21 protein-coding genes and 2 tRNA genes are annotated in these 22402 nt (G+C 50.0%); 14 read left to right on the top strand and 9 right to left on the bottom strand.

The features are described 5' to 3' along the window. The first annotated feature begins 17 nt into the window (after positions 1-17). Genes EAH77_RS02045 through EAH77_RS02060 form a run of 4 tightly spaced genes read left to right on the top strand, consistent with a single transcriptional unit; the run spans position 18 to position 4476 of the window. Complete coding sequence (locus EAH77_RS02045) at positions 18-797, top strand: metallophosphoesterase family protein (RefSeq protein ID WP_140470128.1); 780 nt, start codon at positions 18-20, stop codon at positions 795-797. Positions 798-825: 28 nt separating this feature from the next. Next, complete coding sequence (locus EAH77_RS02050) at positions 826-2064, top strand: ATP-grasp domain-containing protein (protein ID WP_140470129.1); 1239 nt, start codon at positions 826-828, stop codon at positions 2062-2064. Next, entirely contained in the window at positions 2061-3293 is a 1233-nt protein-coding gene (locus tag EAH77_RS02055) for an ATP-grasp domain-containing protein (RefSeq protein ID WP_161985759.1), read from the top strand. Before EAH77_RS02050 ends, EAH77_RS02055 begins: the two co-directional genes overlap by 4 nt. Continuing rightward, positions 3271-4476 carry an MFS transporter gene (locus tag EAH77_RS02060; RefSeq protein WP_140470131.1) on the top strand — a complete coding sequence of 402 codons (1206 nt, stop codon included), beginning with the start codon at positions 3271-3273 and terminating at the stop codon, positions 4474-4476. Before EAH77_RS02055 ends, EAH77_RS02060 begins: the two co-directional genes overlap by 23 nt. A gap of 103 nt (positions 4477-4579) precedes the next feature. Here the strand turns inward: EAH77_RS02060 and EAH77_RS02065 are convergent, their stop codons facing one another. The 4 genes from EAH77_RS02065 to EAH77_RS02080 form a co-directional block, all read right to left on the bottom strand. Further along, a complete protein-coding gene (locus EAH77_RS02065; RefSeq protein ID WP_140470132.1) occupies positions 4580-5254 on the bottom strand; it encodes a hypothetical protein in 675 nt (224 codons plus the stop codon). Positions 5255-5602: 348 nt separating this feature from the next. Next, a complete protein-coding gene (locus EAH77_RS02070; protein ID WP_140470133.1) occupies positions 5603-6673 on the bottom strand; it encodes an ABC transporter ATP-binding protein in 1071 nt (356 codons plus the stop codon). Continuing rightward, positions 6666-8435 carry an ABC transporter permease gene (locus EAH77_RS02075; protein WP_140470134.1) on the bottom strand — a complete coding sequence of 590 codons (1770 nt, stop codon included), beginning with the start codon at positions 8433-8435 and terminating at the stop codon, positions 6666-6668. The genes EAH77_RS02070 and EAH77_RS02075 overlap by 8 nt, the downstream gene beginning before the upstream one ends. A gap of 168 nt (positions 8436-8603) precedes the next feature. After that, a complete protein-coding gene (locus EAH77_RS02080) occupies positions 8604-9692 on the bottom strand; it encodes an ABC transporter substrate-binding protein (protein ID WP_140470135.1) in 1089 nt (362 codons plus the stop codon). Positions 9693-10168: 476 nt separating this feature from the next. On the opposite strand from EAH77_RS02080, the gene EAH77_RS02085 reads away from it, so the two are divergent. Genes EAH77_RS02085 through EAH77_RS02095 form a run of 3 tightly spaced genes read left to right on the top strand, consistent with a single transcriptional unit; the run spans position 10169 to position 13846 of the window. Continuing rightward, positions 10169-11179: an iron ABC transporter substrate-binding protein gene (locus EAH77_RS02085; protein ID WP_140470136.1), complete on the top strand. Its 1011-nt coding sequence runs from the start codon at positions 10169-10171 to the stop codon at positions 11177-11179. Positions 11180-11216: 37 nt separating this feature from the next. Then, the gene (locus EAH77_RS02090; protein ID WP_140470137.1) at positions 11217-12800 is read left to right on the top strand and encodes an ABC transporter permease; all 1584 of its coding nucleotides are present in this window, start codon (positions 11217-11219) and stop codon (positions 12798-12800) included. Beyond that, on the top strand, positions 12797-13846 hold the full coding sequence (locus tag EAH77_RS02095) for an ABC transporter ATP-binding protein (RefSeq protein WP_140470138.1): 1050 nt from the start codon (positions 12797-12799) through the stop codon (positions 13844-13846). Before EAH77_RS02090 ends, EAH77_RS02095 begins: the two co-directional genes overlap by 4 nt. Before the next feature lie 80 nt (positions 13847-13926). On the opposite strand, the gene EAH77_RS02100 is transcribed toward EAH77_RS02095, so the two are convergent. Further along, positions 13927-14014 (bottom strand) — tRNA-Ser (locus EAH77_RS02100). A gap of 183 nt (positions 14015-14197) precedes the next feature. Beyond that, positions 14198-14285: transfer RNA gene (locus tag EAH77_RS02105), tRNA-Ser, on the bottom strand. Between the two features lie 260 nt (positions 14286-14545). Between EAH77_RS02105 and yccA the strand changes: the two genes are divergently transcribed. Both yccA and tusE read left to right on the top strand, forming a co-directional pair. After that, positions 14546-15208: an FtsH protease modulator YccA gene (gene yccA, locus EAH77_RS02110; RefSeq protein ID WP_140470139.1), complete on the top strand. Its 663-nt coding sequence runs from the start codon at positions 14546-14548 to the stop codon at positions 15206-15208. Between the two features lie 107 nt (positions 15209-15315). Continuing rightward, positions 15316-15645 carry a sulfurtransferase TusE gene (gene tusE / locus EAH77_RS02115; RefSeq protein ID WP_140470140.1) on the top strand — a complete coding sequence of 110 codons (330 nt, stop codon included), beginning with the start codon at positions 15316-15318 and terminating at the stop codon, positions 15643-15645. Between the two features lie 15 nt (positions 15646-15660). On the opposite strand, the gene yccX is transcribed toward tusE, so the two are convergent. Then, entirely contained in the window at positions 15661-15939 is a 279-nt protein-coding gene (yccX, locus tag EAH77_RS02120) for an acylphosphatase (protein WP_140470141.1), read from the bottom strand. Positions 15940-16038: 99 nt separating this feature from the next. Here yccX and rlmI point away from each other — a divergent pair, with 99 nt between their 5' ends. After that, positions 16039-17232 (top strand): 23S rRNA (cytosine(1962)-C(5))-methyltransferase RlmI, encoded by a 1194-nt coding sequence (gene rlmI / locus EAH77_RS02125; protein ID WP_140470142.1) that lies wholly within the window; start codon positions 16039-16041, stop codon positions 17230-17232. Positions 17233-17356: 124 nt separating this feature from the next. Beyond that, positions 17357-17674: a heat shock protein HspQ gene (gene hspQ, locus EAH77_RS02130; RefSeq protein WP_140470143.1), complete on the top strand. Its 318-nt coding sequence runs from the start codon at positions 17357-17359 to the stop codon at positions 17672-17674. A gap of 80 nt (positions 17675-17754) precedes the next feature. Here the strand turns inward: hspQ and EAH77_RS02135 are convergent, their stop codons facing one another. Beyond that, a complete protein-coding gene (locus tag EAH77_RS02135) occupies positions 17755-18168 on the bottom strand; it encodes a CoA-binding protein (protein WP_140470144.1) in 414 nt (137 codons plus the stop codon). 199 nt (positions 18169-18367) lie between these two features. Here EAH77_RS02135 and EAH77_RS02140 point away from each other — a divergent pair, with 199 nt between their 5' ends. Together EAH77_RS02140 and EAH77_RS02145 are read left to right on the top strand one after the other, a co-directional pair. After that, a complete protein-coding gene (locus tag EAH77_RS02140) occupies positions 18368-19024 on the top strand; it encodes a DUF2057 family protein (RefSeq protein ID WP_140470145.1) in 657 nt (218 codons plus the stop codon). A gap of 144 nt (positions 19025-19168) precedes the next feature. Continuing rightward, positions 19169-19630 (top strand): methylglyoxal synthase, encoded by a 462-nt coding sequence (locus EAH77_RS02145; RefSeq protein WP_140470146.1) that lies wholly within the window; start codon positions 19169-19171, stop codon positions 19628-19630. A gap of 61 nt (positions 19631-19691) precedes the next feature. Here EAH77_RS02145 and helD read toward each other — a convergent pair whose 3' ends face one another. Then, positions 19692-21746, bottom strand: coding sequence for a DNA helicase IV (helD, locus tag EAH77_RS02150; protein ID WP_140470147.1), 2055 nt, complete (start codon positions 21744-21746; stop codon positions 19692-19694). A gap of 189 nt (positions 21747-21935) precedes the next feature. On the opposite strand from helD, the gene EAH77_RS02155 reads away from it, so the two are divergent. Further along, positions 21936-22397, top strand: a complete 462-nt coding sequence (locus EAH77_RS02155; RefSeq protein WP_140470148.1) for a YccF domain-containing protein — start codon at positions 21936-21938, stop codon at positions 22395-22397. Positions 22398-22402 lie beyond the last annotated feature (5 nt).

A 22402-nucleotide genomic window follows, 5' to 3' on the forward strand; every position in this document is an offset into this window, starting at 1 on the left:
CAGGATATTATTTAGATATGAAACTTGGTGTTATTTCTGATATCCATGAAGATGTTGTCCGGCTTGAAGAATCGTTAAAACTATTCGAAGCTCTTGGAATAGATGATGTGGTTTGCCTGGGTGATATCGTTGGTTATTCTGTACCCTTCTATGGTTATCTTAAGACGAGAAATGCTAACCGTTGTGTGGAATTGATACAAAAAAACTGTTGTGCCGTGGTTATTGGTAACCATGATCTATTTGCTATTCGCAAGGTGCCTTCTGCAGCGGCAGACTTTGTTTACCCTGCTGATTGGTATCAGCAGGACTATGAGCAGCGTAAGTTATTAGCCGATAAAAAAATATTCCTTTATGAAGACCACGAATTACCAAGCCTACTCAATGACAATAACCTTAGCTATTTAAACTCATTACCAGAAAAAATCATCAAATCCTTTTCCACTCATAATTTATTGCTCTCTCACTACGCACTGCCTGACATTACCGGTTCATGTACCCATGAAGTCAAAACTCATCAGGATCTTGCAGCACATTTTGCCTTTATGGATGAGCATCGTTGTCTGCATGGCTTATCAGGCAATGATCATATTCCGGGCATGAAAGTATTTACTCCTAAGCATGTTGTCCAGACTGGATTCGAACGTCATGAATTAGGGACATCCGTCGCCTGGATAACCGGGCCAACACTGTCTAAAGGCACGATGGAAAATGGCGTCATGATCTATGACAGCAAGGAGATGTCCATTTCCTCAATTGCACTCGGCACACCATTGCATCAGATTCCGGCCACCATCTGAATCGGTTTATACCAACGAGACGAATCGAATGAATAACTATATTTTATACATTAATGGTCGACAAAATCCTCATGAACGGATGGCAGAAATGCGCGCAGCACGTTCTTTGGGTCTGAACATTGTGCTTATGGCTAAAAACATACCGGCATATGCCGCTGTATTAGCCATCGAAACCGTCACTGTTGATTTGGATGATTTCGAAACTTGTCTCGGCGTCGCCAGTTTGTTGAATAAAAAGTATGCTTTTAAAGGCATTGTCTGTTGGTCGGAAACAGATGTTCCGCTTAAAAATTTTCTCGCGAACGAATTACATCTTGCAGGCATGAGTGCGCAGGCCGTTCGCCATAGCCGCGATAAAATTGCCATGAAACAAAAGGTAAAACATCTTGGCTCGATGATTCCTCGTTTTCAAGCAGTCATCTCTTTACTGAGTGCGAAAAACGCAGCAAGGCAGATAGGTTATCCGGTGATCGTCAAACCTGCATCAGGTTCGGGATCAAAAGGTATATTTAAAGTTAACAACGACCACGCATTAGAGCAGGCGCTTAGTCAACTTTCAAACATCGCTACAGACTCCTTTGATACGGTATTCAGTGCATTTGGGGGGGAGATTATTCTTGAAGAGTTTATTGAAGGGCCTGAGTTTAGCGTAGATGGTTATGTGTCTGACGGGAAGATTACAGTCATCGGTATCACTGACTATCAGTCTGATCCAGTAACCTTTGTGGAAAACCGTCATATATTTCCTTCTAACCATAGCGATCCCATACAGGATGAGATCGAACGCTGTGCGCGTCAGATTGTCGAATCACTAGAAATAAATAATACTGTTTTCCATCTGGAAGGAAAATACTCATGTAACGGATTTAAATTTATTGAGTGTGCCGCCAGACCAGCCGGTGGGTACATATCGACCCATCTATTACAGCATGCCAGCCGTCACCAACACTTACAAAACTATGTCCAGGTTTGCTGCGCAATTCAGCCGTCAACTTTACGCTTAAGCGGAGATTATATCGGCGTACGATATTTATTTGCAGAAAAAAATGGCACATTACACAGTATAGATAACGTGACCAAAGTACTGAACCATCCTAACATTCAGCATCTATATTTACATTTCTCCCCAGGGCATATTGTCACATTACCACCCGAGGATTACAGCGCTTATCGTCTCGGTGTAATTATTGGTACGGGCGAGGATTACAATCAGCTTGCCGATACCTTAGAATGGGCAGCAGAACAAATAAGGTTTACAATCAAATGAAAAACGTCCTAATCTTATTTGGGTGTGCATCACACCGTCAGGGACCACGTGCTATTTCTCAAGCTCACTCATTAGGGCTCAATGTTATTCTGGTTGATACTCAGGATAATGTCGAAAATCTATCAGCTAATGCTCCGCAGAACATTCAAATTTATACAGTAAGCTCAAAAGATTATGATGCTTGCTTTCCGCTAATCAAATCACTGTGTACAACATTTCCGGTAATTGGAATTTATACTTTTGAAGAGTATTCCGTGGAAACCTGCTCGCGTCTTTGCGCCACGTTGGGTTTCATCAATAACCCAACGGCGGCCATATTACGAATTAGGAACAAAAACAGTTGTCGTCAAATTCTCTCTGAAAATGGCTTGCCGCAGCCGGAATTACACATTTTCAACAATCTGCAACAGGCCTGTTATTGTTTACAAACCCAACCGACTGGAGGTGGAGATTGGATTCTTAAACCTATCGACGCCTCAGGTAGCCAAGGAGTCAGTCGTATAACCAATAATGGCATACATCAACTGCACACAGCATTTTCCAGATTGACTTCCACTCAACAGGAAGGGTTTATTATAGAAAAATTTATTATTGGTAAAGAATTTAGCCTTGAGGGATTCTTTCATTATGGCGAGCCAATATTTCAAGGCATCACAGAAAAAGCCCTTAAGCCGGGCAGTAGTTTTGTAGAAGATATGCATATCTTCCCTGCTGAATTGCCTATAGAAACGAGAAATGACGTTTTTGCGGTGGCAAAAAAAGCCTTACATTGTGTTGGGTTGATGTTTGGGCATTTTCATCTGGAGTTTTGGATTTCTGACTGCCAAATCATCATTGGTGAAATTCATAGTCGACCAGGTGGCGATTACATTCATCTTTTAACAGAAGTCGTGACAGGTATTCCCACTTATGCGGCGGTATTCCAACAATATATTGAATCTGCATCTTGTCATGAACCTGCTCCCACAATCACTCACCGATGCGCCGCTGCGGTGAAATATTTCGATGCCCCAGAGGGTGAACTGATTGCGATCTACGGAATAGCTGACTTACAAAAAAAGAATCAAATAATACTGACTGAAATCACTGTTAAACCCGGAGAAATACTTCCACCATGTACTGAGTCTGGTAAGCGCGTGGGATGTGTTGTTGTTCGGGAGGAAAGTAGTGACAAGGCAAAACACACTGCAATGGAGATGGCAGCATATGTCCACTTTGACATCCTCTAAAAACAGCATGTCCTTGATGACCATCGACTCATTTTTATTCTCGTTCACCTACTTTATGACATTGTCGATCCTGGCTTTGTATATGGATGCATTTCTTGGCCTGTCGGCATTAGAAACTGGCAGTATTATTATGGTGTCCTCTATTGGTTCTAAGGTCACACGCTTGCTGATTTCGCCATTTCTGGACTTGATTACACCAGCATACTTAGTTTCTCTTTCGGCCTTTACGATGAGCCTGAGTTGCATCACTATCGCCCTTTCGCAACAGTACCTGCCAGTATTGTGCGCTGTAGGTTTTTTTGGCATTGCTTATGGAAGTAACAGCATTTTAATCCGTGCTGTCGCGGGAGCAACTGATAACACTCATATGCGTACTGCGTTCTTTGTCCGATTGTCCGTCATCACAAATCTGGCATCCATGCTGGCACCATTAATCGCCATTTATCTTTATAACCACATTTCGCCACGCCTACCTTTCTTAGTTGCTTCTTTCCTGATGTTCTGTTTCTCACTCGCGCTCTTGAGGAGCCACGAATTATGGCCTCCCCTGGCTGCGCAAAAAAAATGGACGCATGCATTACGTGAACAGCTGGGTGACAAAACGTTGCGACACTATTTTCTACTAACAGCGCTATGCTGGATGATCTATTCCCAATTATTTACATCTTTACCGTTACATATTAATCAGCTTATGGGATCCACTAGCCAATTTGGTTATATAATGACGTTTAATGGTATCCTTTCCATAATGCTAGCTCCCAGGTTACAGGCACTATTTACACACTATAAAATCAACACATTCCAGACACTTTTCTTTTCTTTGGCGGCCCATGCGATGGGATCTTTATGGCTGCATTACGCTACAACGCTAACAGAACTCTATTTTGCTATCTTTGTCTGGACGTTAGGTGAGTTGCTACTAATCCCGACATTACAAAGCTGTATTTCGGGCTATTCTGCCAAAAATATTCTCATCAGTGTTTTGGCCATCAATTCTATTGCTATGGGAATCGGCGAAGGTCTGGGGGGGTTTCTCGGCATCTACTTGATCAAAAATTCAAGCTACTGCTTCATGATATTTTTCGCTCTGACAGTGCTCACTCTGGGGTATGTTATTGCCTTCAAGCCCTTGTTTACACCAAATGGCGATGACCTGGCAATTAACGACAAACCAGCATGTTAGTTTAAACGTTAAGCAGTTTACAACTAAGACTAAGTATCTGGCTTGTTGTGGCTTTTTCTGAGGGTAAACTGCTTCTAAAGAAAATTAATGTCAGAACGGTTAACTATTTCTGACTAATCACTATTTGTTCAAAGATTTCATGGCCAGGATAGTGACGCTGCAACGTAGTATTAATATCCATACGTATAAATTGGCCATTTACTCTAAAAAGACCGTAATTAGGATCTAGAAAATAGTACTCGCCTGAGGATATACGGACTAATGCGACTGCATGCATCGTATTTTTAAATTGGGGGGCTGAGACACCAAAAATAACACCACAGGATTTACCAAAATATTTCAACCCTTGAAATAATGAAAACCCACCAGATTTAGAATAAGAATATTCCAAACCAGGATTTTCGCTGTTTTTTTCCAACTCTCTCTGCCGATTATTCTTATAATGCGCAGTGAATTCCGCAGATCTCACTCTTGCATTAGAGCTATTCGTCCCATTTATACCCACACGTGTTTCATAATTTTTCTGCCGTCTCGCCGCCCTTTCCAAAAAATGTATAAACTCTTGTCGATCAACCGGGATATGTACATGCATCACCGAAGGAGCCGAGGAAAACCAACCCGGCACCCATCTTTCAAGGAGATTTTTTTCTGTTTTCACCGGGCGATTTTTTAAAATATCACCAAGCCAGGTCAGGCAGAAACCCATACAAAAACCTTCGGATTTATGCGTATTAAGAAATTCATTATAGTTACGCTGAAAATTAACAATCAATTCCATTTGGACATCCTTTCAACCTTCTCCATAAACACCATCACAACAAATTCAACCATGGCGGGACGATTTATCATTTTCATCGCGTAGAGGAATATCTATTCGTGATTATTTACAACCTGTTCATTTCCTGAGAATGACTAATAGACAATGTATAATCATCTCGTCACACCTATTTATTATAATCAACAAATAATAAACCGCCTCAACATCTCATATAACCCACAGTATAATAAAGGCTAATATTATAAATAACAATGGGCATTTCAATAAGAAACATGCCTTATTAAATATTCGGGTGAACAAAAACAAATAACCCATGCAAATTAATTTATATGGGTTATTTGTTAGCACTTATACTTTAGGGAAAATCCATACATCATCGACAGGCAGGGAAAGACGGCACATCTCCTGGCCCCGCACGTCGTTGCCGTAAGCCCGCACCACGAAGTCCTCAGCCACCGTACGGAACAGGTACTCCCAGCGGTCACCAAGGTACATGCTGGTCAGTAACGGCAGTTCTATCTGGTTGCCATCCGGGTTGTCCCCCATGCGCACACGTTCCACACGGATAACGGCGGTCCCCTCCTCACCAGCCTTCACGCTTTCGCCCGCCTGCCCCCAGAGAACCCAGTCTTTACCCTCAATGCGGGCTTTGCCGTCACGCACTTCAGTCACTTTGCCATGCAGGCGGTTATTGCTGCCCATGAATTCGGCGGTGAAGAGTGTTTTCGGCGAGCCGTACATCTCCTGTGGCGTACCTTGTTGCTCTATTTTTCCGTTATTGAGCAGCAGAATACGGTCGGAGATCGCCATGGCTTCATTCTGGTCGTGCGTCACCATCAGCGCCGACAGGCCGAGCTTGATGATCAGTTCCCGCAAGAACACGCGGGCTTCTTCGCGCAGCTTGGCGTCGAGGTTGGACAGCGGTTCATCGAGCAGGATCACCGGCGGGTTGTAGACCAGTGCGCGGCCAATCGCCACGCGCTGCTGTTGTCCACCGGATAGCTGATGCGGATGCCGCTTACCAAGATGGCCAAGGCCGAGCTGATCAAGTACCGCTTGCACCCGCTGGGTCAGTTCCGATGAGGCGACCTTACGCAACTTCAACGGATAGGCGACATTCTCAAACACGGTTTTGTGTGGCCAGAGTGCGTAGGACTGAAATACCAGCCCGAGGTTACGCTCTTCTGCCGGGATCTCACTGCGTGAACTGCCGTCATATACGGTATTTTTACCGATAATAATGCGCCCCTGCGTAGGCTTTTCCAACCCGGCCACGGCTCTGAGCAGCGTGGTTTTACCGCTGCCGGAAGGCCCGAGCAGCGAGACAACTTCCCCGCGTTTTAGATCCATGGAAACGCCCTTTAACACCGGATTGTCGCCATAGGTTAAGTGCAGATTCTCGACCGATAATTCAATCATGTAATTTGACTCCAAAACGAAGGGCAATACCCAGACCTAACACCACCAGCAGGATGTTAATAAAGGAGAGCGCGGCAACGATATCAATCGCTCCGGCGGCCCACAGGGAAACCAGCATGGAGCCGATGGTTTCCGTTCCCGGCGAAAGCAGGTAGACGCCGGTAGAATATTCACGCTCAAAAATCAGAAACATCAGCAGCCACGAACCAATCAGGCCGTAGCGTGACAGAGGAATAGTGACATGACGGGTGATTTGTCCGCGGGTGGCACCGGTACTGCGTGCCGCCTCTTCCAGCTCCGGGCCGACCTGCAATAAGGTCGAGGAGATCAGCCGCAGACCATAGGCCATCCAGACCACGGTATACGCCAGCCATACGCTAAAAATGGTACTGCGCAGCGATCGCAGCCACACCACCAGGTTGTCGCGCAGCCACTGCGACCATGACATATCGGACAGCCAGCCGGACTTGAGCGAGTTGTCCAGCCACATCGGCAGGAACAGGAATACCCACAGGAACGCCAGACCGGCCAGCAGTCCTGGCACCGCACGTGGCACCAGCACGCTGTAATCCAAAAAGCGCGTTACGCCGTCAGGTTTACGATGCATCGCGATACCGATAAACAGATAGCAGGCTACCGCCAGCGCGCCACCGATAACGCCGATAGCCATTGAGTTAACGATCGCCCGCAGCAGGTTTGGCTGCTGCCAGATAGTGCGGAACGTATTGAGAGAAAGCTCATCCCATATCGACACCCCCACGCCCCAGTTAGAAATGAAAGCACGTAAAATCACCCCCACCAGCGGTACGCCAATGGTCACCGTCAGCCAGAAGGCCACCACGGCACCGGCTACCCAGCGCCACTTGCCAAGTGGTAATGCGCGGGCCTGCGAAGCTTTACCTTTAACGGTGACGAAACGGTTGGCGGTGCGCATCAGGCGACGCTGCAACATCACCAGCGGGATGGTGATGCAAATGAGCACCACCGCCACGGCAGCCATCAGATGATAAGAGGGTGTACCGAGTTTGTTGGTGAGCTGATAGAGGTAGGTGGCCAGCACCAGGTTGCCTTCGGGGTCACCGAGCACCAGCATCAGGCCGAACACTTCCAGCCCGAGGAAAAACAACAATACGGCGGCATATAAAATGGCCGGACGCACCATCGGCAGACTGACGGCCGTCATCACCTGCAAGGGCGACGCCCCGGCGGTTCGCGCTGCTTCTTCGACGTCAGACCCGACGCTGCGCAACGCTGAGGAGATGTAGAGATAGGCATGCGGCACGTGAGTCAGACCAGCAATCACCACGATGCTCAACATGTCGTAGATATTCCACGGCACGAACCCGAGAATGGATTGCGCCCACAGCGAGAAAAAACCGACTGGCCCGGCGGCCACCACGTAACCAAACCCCAACACCATTGGCGAGACAAAAATCGGCACCAGAATCAACGGTTCAATCACGCGTCTGCCGGGCAAATCGGTACGCACCATCAAAAATGCCAGGATACCGCCGAGTGGAATCGAAATAATCACCAGTCCAAATGCCAGGATAAAGCCGCTTTTCAGCGCCTTATAGAAATCCGGGTCGGTGAAGATAAATTCAAAAGACTCGAGGCTCCACTCTTTTGACGGGGAAAAGAACGGGGCCGAGAGAAAACTCTGTATGACGATGAACGACAGCGGAATGTAGATAACCAGTGCCGTGATTAACACCACTATGCTGCGCGGCAGACCCTGCCACTTTCGGCGCAATGCATTCATGTTACTTCCCTTCGGTTAGAAACCCTGAACAGCGTGATCAGGCAAGAGAAAGGGAGGCTTACACCCCCGTCTATATCCAAAATACTTCAAGCTGCAGGAGTAAATCTGTCTGGAGCAGATTTGAACGCGGCAGCCAGCGGCCCTGCAGCTTGAAGGATGGCGGGTATATTATTTGCCGGCGGCGGTGCGCCACTGTTTGATGTAATCCAGACGTTTTTTCTGTTGCAGATACTCCAGCAGGGTTTCATCGACCGGAATTGGCTTGAGCGCGTTACCTAGCATTTTGGTCAAGCCATCAATGTCATTTTTGCCTTCGATATCGTTGCGAATGGACGGAATGTCGGCCTGGTTGGCAAGGATGTTCTGCCCCGCTTCAGACAGCACATAGTCCAGCCACAGTTTGGCGGCATTGCCATTTTTGGCTTCTTTACTGATGAAGGAGACGCGCGACAGCACCAGGGTGTAATCCTTCGGATAGGAAATACCCAGCGATGGATCCGTTTTGGCACGGGCTTCGGCGTAGGAACCGAGAATGTTAAAGCCGATCAGGTTTTCACCTGATGAGACCCGTTCCATCATCGTCCCGGTGGAAGACTGCACTGCCAGACCGCCCTTCGCCACTTCGCTCAGCGTGTTGAAATAATTCGGATCTGCTTTGAAATCCTGCACGGAGAGCATGAAACCCAGACCCGATTTTTCGATGTCGTAGGTGGTGACTTTTTTATTAAATTTGTCAGTCTGGCTGGCGATGAGTTTTGCCAGTGCTGCGTGGGAATCCGGGACATCACCCTGCGGGATCAGGCGCTTGTTATAGATAAATACCACCGGCTCATAGGTCGTGCCGTAGGCTTTCTCTTTCCACACGGCCCATTTCGGCAATTGTTTCAATTCAGGTGAAGAATATTCAGCGGCATAATCGGTCGCCAGCTTCAGCGCGGTGTCCATTGACGAACTCCACACCACATCGCCACTGGTCCCGCCGGCTGCCTGTTCACTGATGTAGCGGTTGTAGAGTTCGGTGCTGTTCATGTCGTTGTATTCGACTTTCACGCCCGGATAAGCAGCTTCAAAGCCCTGAATCAGCGGGCCTGCGGCTTTGGTATCCGTGGTGGAGTAGACCACCACTTTGCCCTCTTTGGTGGCCGCATCGACGATTTTTTGATAGTCAGCCGGGTACCCTTGAGGTAATGCAGACATGGCAGAGGTAGAAATCAGTACAGCAGAAGCAAGCAGAGACAGGCGTAATTTTTTCGACATTATTGTTAACCTCTAGTTACATTTGAGAAACTAAAAATCAACATAACGCATAACATCTGACAGGCAATGGAGTAATTCTTTTATCTTCTTAAATTGTGATTCGGGGCGTTTTTTAGGCAATTAACACCATAAAAACCACGGTAAAAGCGCGAAACAGACCAACTGAAGGTGGCCCGTTGTGGAGAGACATGCGGGCGTGATTATCCAAAGAATCCGCAGTGCCGATATCCGCCGCTCCCCCCTTTCACGCGCCATTGCGATGATCATCGGCACAAATTCGTGGTCCCCTTCACCAACCTAAGGTTTTCTTAATAATAGATGTGGCATAAAGCCGGGCCGAAAGATGATGAGATGTTTTTACATAATTAAATGCGAATCAGTTTCAGAACTGTTATCAGTGTAATATGTAAACTTTGCCATGCCTTGCGCATGTCGGCGACGTCGTTTTCTTCTTCTTTTTTCTTAAGGACTTTTTTATGAAGTTACGCTTTTCCTCACTCGGGCCAGTCGCTTTACTCACTTCTTCACTGATGCTGGCCTTTTCTGCCAGCGCCGCTGATGAAGGTATTGTTATTTACAATGCTCAGCATGAAAACCTGGTGCAATCCTGGGTTGATGGCTTCACCAAAGATACTGGCATCAAAGTCACGCTGCGTAACGGTGGCGATAGCGAGCTGGGCAACCAGCTGATACAAGAAGGCAGCGCCTCTCCGGCCGACGTTTTCCTGACCGAGAACTCACCGGCTATGGTGCTGGTCGATAACGCCAAACTTTTCGCCCCCCTCGACTCAGCGACCCAAAAGCAGGTTGAGCCCGCCTACCGTCCAACGCATGGCCGCTGGATTGGCATTGCTGCCCGTACCACTGTGTTTGTTTATAACCCGGAAAAAATCAGCGAAGCGCAGTTACCTAAATCAATGATGGATCTGGCTAAACCAGAATGGAAAGGCCGCTGGGCTGCCTCCCCTTCGGGTGCTGATTTCCAGGCGATTGTCAGCGCATTACTGGAACTGAAAGGCGAGAAAGCAACGCTGGAATGGCTGAAAGCGATGAAAACCAACTTCACCGCCTATAAAGGCAACAGTACCGTGATGAAAGCGGTGAATGCCGGTCAGATTGATGGCGGGATCATCTATCACTATTACCGCTTTGTCGATCAGGCCAAGACCGGTGAAAACAGCAAAAATACCAAACTGTTTTACTTCAAACATAACGATCCCGGTGCGTTTGTGAGCATCTCCGGCGGCGGCGTTCTGGCTTCTAGTCAGCATCAAAAAGAAGCTCAGGAATTTGTTAAATGGATCACCGGTAAACAAGGTCAGGAGATTCTGCGCACCAATAACGCCTTCGAATATGCTGTCGGTGTGAATGCCGCGTCTAACCCGAAACTGGTTCCGCTGAAAGCGTTGGATGCACCGAAAGTGGATGCGTCAGAGTTGAACAGCAAAAAAGTGGTCGAGTTAATGACTGAAGCAGGCCTGCTGTAATAGCAGTTATTTTTCCCAGCAGCGTGCCTTAATTATTATGTCGAATATCAGTATCGAAGGTGTCCGCGCCAGATGGCGTAACAACAGTCGCCGTTCCTCACGCCGGGCTGGAACCGGTATCGTGCTGGCCGCGGTTTTGCTGTCCCTGTTGTCTCTACTGCCGCTGGGATTTGTGGTCGGCATTACCCTTGATACCGGTTGGGCGACGGTGAAGGCACTGGTTTTTCGCCCACGCGTGGGCGAATTACTGACCAATACGGTGCTGCTGGTGATCATCACGCTACCGCTGTGCGCTGTTATTGGCATCGCGCTGGCGTGGCTCACAGAACGCACTCAACTGCCGGGGCGCAGGTTCTGGTCTTTGTTGGCGATAGCGCCTCTGGCCGTGCCAGCGTTTGTACAAAGTTACGCCTGGATAAGCCTCGTTCCGTCAATGCATGGGCTGGGGGCGGGCGTATTTATCTCCGTCATTGCCTACTTCCCGTTTATTTATCTGCCAGCAACCGCCGTGTTGCGACGCCTCGATCCCGGCCTTGAAGATGCTGCATCCTCACTGGGTTCTACGCCTGTGGCGGTTTTTTTCCGCGTGATCCTGCCGCAATTAAAACTGGCCGTCTGGGGCGGCTCACTGCTTATTGCGCTGCATTTACTGGCTGAATATGGCCTGTATGCCATGATCCGTTTCGATACCTTCACGACCGCCATCTTTGATCAATTCCAGTCAACGTTTAACGGTCCGGCCGCCAACATGCTGGCGGGCGTTCTGGCGTTGTGCTGCCTTGCGGTATTAATGGTGGAGTCCGCCAGCCGTGGCACAGCGCGTTATGCACGAGTAGGGTCAGGCAGCGCCAGACGACAAACGCTACGGTCATTAAAACCGGGCCTGACAGCGCTGAGTTTGTGCCTGCCGATATTGCTGACTGCCCTGTCGCTCGGCGTACCTTTTGTCACCCTGACGCGCTGGCTGTATCTGGGCGGCACTGACGTATGGCTCAACCCTCAACTGTTGCCTGCGTTGAAACAAACGCTGTGGTATGCGCTGGCCGGTGCGGCAATCACCACGGTGTGTGCGGTGCCAATGGCGTGGATTTCCGTCCGCTATCCGGGGCGCTTATACCGCTTTCTGGAAGGCTGCAATTATATAACCAGTTCGCTGCCCGGCATTGTGGTGGCGCTGGCGCTGGTGACCATCACCATCCGCATCGCCCGTCCGCTATACCAGACGGAAATCACCATTTTATTTGCCTATCTGCTGATGTTTATGCCGCGTGCGCTGATCAACCTGCGGGCCGGTATTGCTCAGGCACCGGTTGAGCTAGAAAATGCGGCGCGCAGCCTGGGCCGCACACCGTTTCAGGCGTTGTGGAGTACAACGATGCGGCTGGCCGCGCCGGGTGCCGCCGCCGGTGCTGCACTGGTGTTTCTGGCCGTAACCAATGAACTGACCGCCACCTTGCTGCTGGCACCCAATGGCACGCGAACGCTGGCGACCGCCTTCTGGGCACTGACCAGCGAAATCGATTATGTTGCGGCATCACCCTATGCACTGCTGATGGTATTGCTGTCGCTGCCATTAACCTGGATCCTTTATTCACAATCTCAACGTAAGGCTGGACTATGAGCACGCTCGACCTGCGGGAAATCACAAAATCTTATTCAGCGGTAAAAGTGCTGGAAAGTATTAACCTGCGGGTGGGCCCCGGCAGCCGCACGGCGATTGTCGGGCCTTCCGGTTCTGGGAAAACCACACTGCTGCGCATTATTGCCGGTTTCGAAACCCCGGATAGCGGGCAAGTACTGTTGCAGGGCCAAAGGTTGTTTGATGTCACTACACAGGTCCCTGCACACCAAAGAGGTATTGGGTTTGTGCCGCAAGATGGGGCGCTGTTCCCACATTTTACCGTGGCGGGAAATATTGCTTACGGCTTGAGCGGCGGGAAACGCGAGAAGCAAATCCGTATCGACGAACTGATGGAGATGGTCGCGCTGGACCGGCGTCTTGCAACCTTATGGCCGCACGAACTTTCCGGCGGGCAGCAGCAGCGTGTAGCACTGGCGAGAGCGTTGGCACAAAAACCGGTGCTGATGTTACTGGATGAGCCGTTTTCCGCACTCGATACCGCCCTTCGCGCATCAACCCGCAAAGCGGTTGCCGACTTGCTGGCACAAACCCGTATCGCCTCTATTTTGGTTACACACGACCAGACCGAAGCGCTGTCATTTGCCGATCAAGTCGCAGTGATGCGCAACGGGAAACTGGCACACGTAGGCGCGCCACAGGCGTTGTATTTACGTCCTGCCGATGAAATGACGGCAACATTTTTAGGTGAAACACTGTTACTGGATGCGCACCTGGAACATGGCTGGGCACAATGTGTGCTGGGAACAATCGCCGTGGATAACGCTTCCCGCACCGGCAGTGCGCGCGTCATGCTGCGCCCGGAGCAAATCCGCCTGACGCCAGTCGAGGTCGCCGGGCAGCCCACGAAGCAATGCCTGGCAAGGGTGACACGCATTGATTTTGCAGGATTTATCTCAACGCTAAGCCTGGACATTTCGGGCAGCCATCAGACAATTGAGATCAAAACGGTCAGTAAAAAGGATCTTGTGGTGGGATCAACGGTTGAAATTACTGTCGAGGGCAGTGCGCACGTATTCCTTACGTAACCCCCGCCACACGTGAAGAATCTCAACTTTCAGGCACAAAAAAAGCCGCTAATTGCTTAGCAGCTTTGATGTGTTGTTTATGGCGGAGGAGGAGAGATTCGAACTCTCGAATGGTTTCCCATCGCCGGTTTTCAAGACCGGTGCCTTCAGCCCCTCGGCCACCCCTCCGTAAACAACAAGCACCGACCGACATCAGTCGCTCAGTACGGGGCGTAGTATACAAGACCGAAAAAAAGATGCAAATATTATTTTCAGGCTAGTTTGTTGATTTTATGAACATTTACACAGTGCTCATGAATTTCAGATACAAAAAAAGCCGCTAATGACTTAGCAGCTTTCTTGTGTTGTTTATGGCGGAGGAGGAGAGATTCGAACTCTCGAATGGTTTCCCATCGCCGGTTTTCAAGACCGGTGCCTTCAGCCGCTCGGCCACCCCTCCGCAACGAAGCGAACTATAAACATAGCCGATCCTCTTGTAAAGCCTGATTCTATCCGATTGCCTGAAAAACAGGCATTCGGTTATCAAACGGTGATTTAAGCATCATTACGGCGATTGTGACGTCAGGAAACCCTGCCCGGCCACGCCTGGCGAGGTAAAGAAGGGTAAAACGTCTTTGATAACGCAAGGCAACTACTTACACTCCAGTCTGACTCTATTTTCACCGACTCCAATTCTATTTTAAGAGTGAGAATTTAATTATGGATCGTATTGTTGCCTCTTCGTCTTCACGTGCAGGCTCACTGCTCAGCACACACCGGGTGCTGCGTAATACTTATTTTCTGCTCGCACTGACGCTGGGTGTTTCTGCGATGACCGCGACTGCCAGTACGTTGCTGCGTCTGCCCTCTCCGGGCATGCTGATCACGCTGGTCGGCTTTTATGGTCTGATGTTCCTGACCTACCGCACCGCCGATCGCCCGGTAGGTATCCTCGCGGCCTTCGCGCTGACCGGCTTTATGGGTTACACCTTAGGCCCGATGCTCAGTTCACTGCTGTCTGTCGGCGCCGGTGACATTATTATGCTGGCGCTTGGCGGTACCGCGCTGGTGTTCTTCTGCTGTTCCGCCTACGTGCTGACAACGCGCAAAGACATGTCGTTCCTGTCAGGCATGATGATGGCCGGTTTTGTGGTGCTGCTGGTCGCGGTTATCGCGAATCTTTTCCTGCAAATCCCGGCGCTGTCGCTGGCGATCAGCTGCCTGTTTATTCTGTTCTCGGCAGGCGCGATTTTGTGGGAGACCAGTAATATTATTCACGGTGGTGAAACCAATTATATTCGTGCCACGGTCAGCCTGTATGTCTCGCTGTATAACGTATTTGTCAGCCTGCTGAGTATTTTAGGGCTGTCACGCAGCAACTAACTCTCCAGGAAGATGTGTCAGAGCCTCGCGAATGCGGGGCTTTTTATTTTGTGCTGAACCTCTTTTTGGTAGACTGTGGGCTGAGTTTTTTACCGCTTTGAGGTTTTATGCTGGAGTTTGCAGGTCGTGAAATTGAGACCGATGCGCAGGGTTATCTGAAAAACAGCGCTGACTGGGACGAAGCCCTGGCCCCGCTGCTGGCCGAACAGGAAGCCATCACCCTGACAGACGCACACTGGGAAGTGATCCACTTTGTGCGCGGATTCTATCTGGAATTCAATACGTCGCCCGCCATTCGTATGCTGGTGAAAGCTATGGGCCAAAAGTATGGCGAAGAAAAAGGCAACAGCCGGTATTTGTTCCGACTGTTCCCACAAGGTCCGGCCAAACAGGCGACTAAGATTGCCGGGCTGCCGAAGCCGGTGAAATGCCTGTAAGCCAACGACTGAAAATCAGTGGCGGATTTTAAATTCGCTAAACTCGCCCGGTGCAACAGGTTCGCTGAGTACGCGGTCTACGGTGGCGTGTTTAGGCCCACCCAGTTTCAGCCATTCAAGTAATTGCTCGACGTTTTCCTGCTCGCCGCAGACCACCACTTCGACACTGCCGTCATCCAGATTTTTGGCATAACCGGTCAGACCCAGTGCAGTGGCCTGATGCTGTGTCGCGAAACGAAATCCGACACCTTGTACCCGGCCGTAGACATAGGCGGCTATACTGATTTTTGCCATAATATTCTCTCCGTTAGCGGTATGGTTCGTTGCAATTTCGACTGCTTGCCCGGACAATGACGCTCTTTTTTTGTCTCCGAACTGACAGAACCTAACTCTATGACTGCTCGTTTATTTCTGGCCAAAGGCCGCGAAAAATCCCTCCTGCGCCGCCATCCGTGGGTGTTTTCCGGCGCGGTTACCCGTGTCGAAGGCAAAGCTAATTCTGGCGACACTATTGATATTGTAGACAATCAGGGGAAATGGCTGGCCCGCGGTGCCTATTCCCCCTCTTCGCAAATCCGTGCCCGCATCTGGACATTCCGCCAGGATGAAGACATTGATATCGAGTTTTTCGTCCGCCGCTTGCAGCAAGCGCAGAGCTGGCGTGACTGGATTGCCAGGCGCGATAGCCTCGACAGCTACCGCCTGATTGCTGGTGAATCCGACGGCCTGCCGGGGATCACCATCGACCGCTTCCAGAACTTCCTGGTGCTGCAATTGCTCTCTGCCGGTGCGGAATATCAGCGCGCGCCTCTGCTGGCCGCGCTGCAAAAATGTTACCCGGAATGCGCAATCTGGGACCGTTCTGACGTCGCCGTGCGTAAGAAAGAGGGCCTGGAATTGACTCAGGGCCACATATTCGGCGAAGAGCCCCCAGCCCTGTTGCCGATTCAGGAACATGGCATGAGTCTGCTGGTCGATATTAAGGAAGGCCATAAAACCGGCTTCTACCTTGACCAGCGTGACAGCCGTCTGGCCGCGCGTAAATATGCCGAAGGCCGTAAAGTTCTGAACTGTTTCTCTTACACCGGTGCTTTCGCGGTATCTGCGCTGATGGGCGGTTGTGAGAAAGTGATCAACGTCGATACTTCACAAAGCGCACTGGATATCGCCCGCCAGAACGTCGAGCTGAATAATCTGGACCTGTCTAAAGTGGAATTTGTCCGCGAAGACGTGTTCCAGCTGCTACGCAAATACCGTGCGGAAGGCGAACAGTTCGACATGATCGTGATGGACCCGCCGAAGTTTGTCGAAAACAAAAATCAGCTGGCCAGCGCCTGTCGTGGTTACAAAGATATCAACATGCTGGCATTACAGTTATTGCGTCCAGGCGGAATTTTACTGAGTTTCTCCTGTTCCGGCCTGCTGCCAACCGATTTATTCCAGAAGATCCTGGCCGATGCCGCGCTGGATGCTCATCGTGAAATCCAGTTTGTGGAGCAGTTCCGTCAGGCAGCTGATCATCCGGTGATCGGTTCTTATCCAGAAGGTCTTTACCTGAAAGGTTTTGCCTGCGTAGTCATGTCCTGATGTTATCGATCTGTGCTTTATCCTGGCTCAGATCACCCATCCTCAGGGCATAACGGGGTAAAAACTTGAAATCGAGCGTCCTGCCTCCATATTAGAAGGTAGAATGTAATTTCAAGAGGTGACTATGATTGCCAGCAAATTCGGTATAGGCCAGCAGGTCCGCCACAGACTGTTAGGGTATTTAGGGGTAGTGATTGACGTTGATGCGGAATATTCACTGGATAAACCGGATGCCGACGACGTTGAAGCCGACGACGCCATGCGCACGGCGCCGTGGTATCACGTGGTAATGGAAGATGATAAAGGCCAGCCAGTGCACACTTATCTGGCAGAGATCCAAATCGATCACGAAGCCGCACGCTCACATCCTGAGCAAACTTCGCTGGACGATTTGGCAGAGTCTATTCGTAATCAGTTACTGGCTCCACGCCTGCGAAACTAAACCTGAAAAGGCGCATGTCTTTGATGAAAAACCGGTCTTCTCAGACCGGTTTTTTTGTGCCCGATAAGCGCATCACCGGGTTATTTTTCCAGACCTAATCGCGGGATCTCAATTTTCGGGCAGCGATCCATAACCACTTTCAGCCCAACCTGCGTTGCCAATTCCTCTGCCTGAAGGTTGATCACCCCGAGCTGAAGCCATAACACTTTTGCTCCAATATCCACGGCTTCCTGTGCTACACCAAAAGCCGCTTCGGCATTGCGAAAGACATCAACCATGTCCACCGGATGGGGGATCTCAGCCAGCGTCGCATAGGCTTTTTGCCCCAGCAGGGTTGTACCGGCTAATTTCGGGCTCACTGGCGTTACCTGATACCCCTGAGAGAGCAAATACTTCATCACCCCAAAACTCGGGCGGGAAGGATTATCACTAGCCCCAACTAAAGCGATGGTTTTAACGTCGTTAAGGATGGTGCTGATATCATCATCGTGCATTGCAAAAACCTCATTAAAGGGCGTAAGCAAAGTGTAACGCAGCCTTTTAGGTTTGGCAGCCTTTCGTCTCACACGACCGGACGCAGAATTTTAGAAATAGTGTTTCAAGAAGTAAACATAAATACATTCTGCAAAACTTTGACACACTATCTGTATTGCTCAATAATAGAAGTTGTCGGTAGCAGTTAAGGGGTGAGAAATGAAAGTCAGAATGATGACCGCTTTATTGTCGGTTTGCCTGCTGGCACCCGCATGTGCGACCAGCCTGAAACTTTCACCCGATCTGGATCTACTGGTTATTGACGGAAAAAAAATGTCTGGTGCGATCCTCAAAGGAGCAGACAGTCTTGAGGTGGATGCGGGACAGCACCAAATTTTGTTTCAGGTGAGTAAAAATCTGCACCCCGCCATGATGGCCCCGTTGACCTACCACTCCCCCGCCATGATCGTCACGTTTAGCGCCAAAGGTTTACGCTCTGTCTCGTTTGAACTACCTGCGCTGGATAATGAAATGGACGCCGCATTCTTCAGTAAAAATCTTAACTACCGCGTGGTTGATGAAAACGGCCAGGATGTTGCCACACGACGCGATGTGCTGAGATCAGTGGCCTACAGTAATTCTGTCGACGTGGTGAAAATGATGATCCACTACAATCAATCGGGCCTCAAAGCATCCGTGCCTGATTTTGCTGTTCTGGCACAACAAGGAGGGGCCACAGCGAACGTTACCCCGCTCTCGGCTTTGATGCCTGCCAGCCAACACCATGGGCAGTCATTACCTCCTTTCTGGTCGCAGCTTACCGCATCCCCTCACTTTGGCCGTTTTTTCTCCTGGTTCACCCTTCCACACGCCTGACATCACACAAATTTCCCCACCGGCGTCACGGATTGCACTTTCATCCCATAATTATTGCGCTGGCGCTATGCAGTGAAACGCAGTTTCAGTATTCTGGATACAACCATACTTTGCATTTTTGATTCTGCGTTTAAGGGAAAATTGATGGAATTTACCACCCGCACCATTGCCAAGAAAAAACATATCGCGCTGGTCGCACATGACCATTGCAAAAATATGCTGATGAAATGGGTCGATAAGAATGTGGCCGAACTGGCACTGCACACACTTTACGCCACCGGTACCACAGGTAATTTGGTGCAACGCAATACCGGTATTGAGGTAAAAAGCATGTTGAGCGGCCCGATGGGCGGCGATCAACAGGTGGGCGCAATGATTGCGGAAGGGAAAATCGACATGCTGATTTTCTTATGGGATCCGCTGAACGCGGTGCCCCATGACCCGGACGTGAAAGCCCTGTTACGTCTTGCGACCGTGTGGAATATTCCGGTGGCCACCAATTTGGCCACGGCAGACTTCCTGATCGCCTCGCCGCTATTTAAGTCGGAAGTGGAAATTTCTATCCCTGACTACCAGCGCTATTTGTGGTCACGCCTGAAAGATTAAGCCATCCTTTTGCCCGTCAATGTCTGTTCCAGGACGTTTGGCGGGCATCCTCATTAACCTGTCAGGGTTTACGCTGAACGGGTACGCCCAAATCTTCCAGCTGTTCGACAAACACCGACGGTTGGGATTTATTCTGCAATAGCCAGACATTGTGTTTTGCACGGGTCATGGCGACGTAGAGCAGACGCCGCTCTTCAGCATCGGCGAAATTCTCCGGCTCCGGCAATAAGACCTCTTCCAGCAACGACTCGCGCGCTGCCGCAGGGAAACCATCATTACCTTCGTGCAGCCCAGCAATAATCACGTATTCCGCCTGCTGACCTTTACTGGCATGAATGGTCATAAATTCGATATTCAGCTTCGGCCAGCGGGTGGCCGCTTTCTGTAAAACCTCAGGACGCAGGTGATGATAACGGGCCAGGATCAGGATCCGCTCGTCAGGTTTAGCGAAGCCACTGAGCTTATCCAACAGGGCATCGAGCTGGTCATCTGGCAGGATCACTACATTTTTCTTATTTCCCTTCGTCAAACTATTGAGCGGTTTTTTCAGCTGGTAAGGGTTTTGCAACACGAACTTATTGGCAATGTCGCCAATGCGATCGTTGAAGCGATACGTGGTATCGAGTGCGCACTGCGCGCTATCACCGAAATTCGCCGCAAATGCCGTGGTCAGTGACAGTTCCGCCCCACTGAAGCGGTAGATCGCCTGCCAGTCATCACCGACCGCAAATAGGTTGGTGTGGCTATTTTGCTCGCGAAGGGCAGCTAACAGACGTGCGCGTTGCGGAGAAATGTCCTGAAATTCGTCGACCAGAATATGTTTCCAGGGGCTGACAAAGCGCCCTTTCTCCAGAATATTCACGGCCTGATGGATAAGGCCGGAAAAATCAACCGCATCTTCCCCCTTTAGCGCCGACTTCCAGGCTTTCAGTAAAGGCGCCATTAACCGGATGCGTTTCAGGAAAAGGTCCCGCACGTCTTCAGATGCCTGTGCAACCATTTCAGCCTGACTACCGCCGTGCATGCGCATCAGCCCGAGCCAGCGTTCAAGGCGGCTACCCAGGCGCTCCGCCAGCGCTTTATTTTTCCAGTAATCCCCTTCGGGAACGTCCCACTCCAACTCGTCGGTCATCCATTGACGCCAACCGCTGGCCTGCACTTTTTTCTCGGCACACTGCTGCTGCCAGGTTTTGATCAATAAACTGCGCCGTGCTTTACTGTCCGTTTCCAGCTTGCTGATTTTTGGCGTTTTTTTGCTGCCTTCCTGAATGATGTGCAGCGCCAGCGCATGGAAGGTTTTAGCCTTGATGTCATAGGTGTTGAGCCGCTCGTTGATGCGGGCATTCATTTCATCCGCCGCCTGTCGGCCAAATGCCAGCAACAAAACCTGTTCAGGATGCGCGTCCTGACGATGCAGCAACCACCCTGCGCGGGCCACCAGCACGGAAGTTTTACCACTGCCCGCACCGGCTAATACCAGAACAGCATCTTCCCCATTAACCACGGCACGACATTGACTGTTGTTGAGCGGCGAGGTTTCGATGTTGTCGAAGAAATCACGGTGTTGTTCGATAACCCGCCCGGTCCAGGCAGCATTGCGCTTATCGACGCTCTGCGCCCCCTGACGTAGCCATTTCAGGCAGAGTTCGTAATCGTCGCGACAATTATTAAATTCACCGAGGCGCTCAACGGGAACCGGCACCGCAGAAAAAGCGTCGGCGATATTCTGCTGAACAACAGACAGCTCACTTTTTTTGAACCATTTGTCCTGTTGTTCGATACGCGCAATATTTTCAGCCTGCTGATGCAAGACACCGGCGCTGACCTCACTCATCTCCTCACTCCAGCGTTGCCAGACCTTAAGAAGATGCTGATAAAACAGCTGAGTTTCCTGCCATTCGGTCCCATGAAGCCTGACGACTTTTTCTTCCGGTAGCTCAAATTCCAGCTCCCCCCAGACGATTCCCCGCTTGCAGCGGATATGAATAAGCTGGTTGAAAGGGATCAGGTAGTGATGTTTATCGCCGCTGACTTCGACGCCTGCATTGAGCAGCCGCACCCGGTTATAAGGATGTTGTGCCAGATGTTTCCCGAATGAAGTCGATTTCAGTTCCATATCATCACGCCATTTTCTCGCTGTAAGAGCCACTTATTGATAGCTGATTATTAATTAAGGATTTATTGGCAGTTTACCTGCAACAAGCGCTGGCACTCTACCCCCAAAATCAGGGTAGAATAAAAAGGGTAGAATTTCCGTTAACGTTGCGGGGGCAACCCCCTCTTCTGACTTGAGCCGAGTGATAACATGCGTGCTATTTTAAATATTCTGAATTTCGTTTTGGGTGGTGTATTTACCACGCTGGCGTGGCTTCTGGCCACTCTCATCAGCATCTTGCTGATCTTCACTCTGCCACTGACCCGCTCCTGCTGGGAAATCACGCGGCTTTCGCTGGTGCCTTTTGGCAACGAAGCCATGCACGTTAATGAATTGTACCCGGAAAAACGCAATGCCGTATTGTCCGGTGGCGGGACTTTGCTGAATATTTTCTGGTTTATCTTCTTCGGCTGGTGGTTGTGCCTGTCTCATATCGCGGCGGGCATTGTGCAGTGTTGCACCATTATTGGCATACCAGTCGGTATCGCTAATTTCAAAATTGCCGTGATTGCCCTTTGGCCTGTCGGCCAGCGTGTGGTTTCCGTTGAACTGGCAAAACAGGTGCGTGAAGCCAATGCAAGTCGCACTCTCGCCAATGGCCGGATCCGTTAACTATC

Origin of the sequence: Ewingella americana (assembly GCF_006438725.1) — a bacterium.
Taxonomy (GTDB): Bacteria; Pseudomonadota; Gammaproteobacteria; order Enterobacterales; family Enterobacteriaceae; genus Ewingella; species Ewingella americana_A.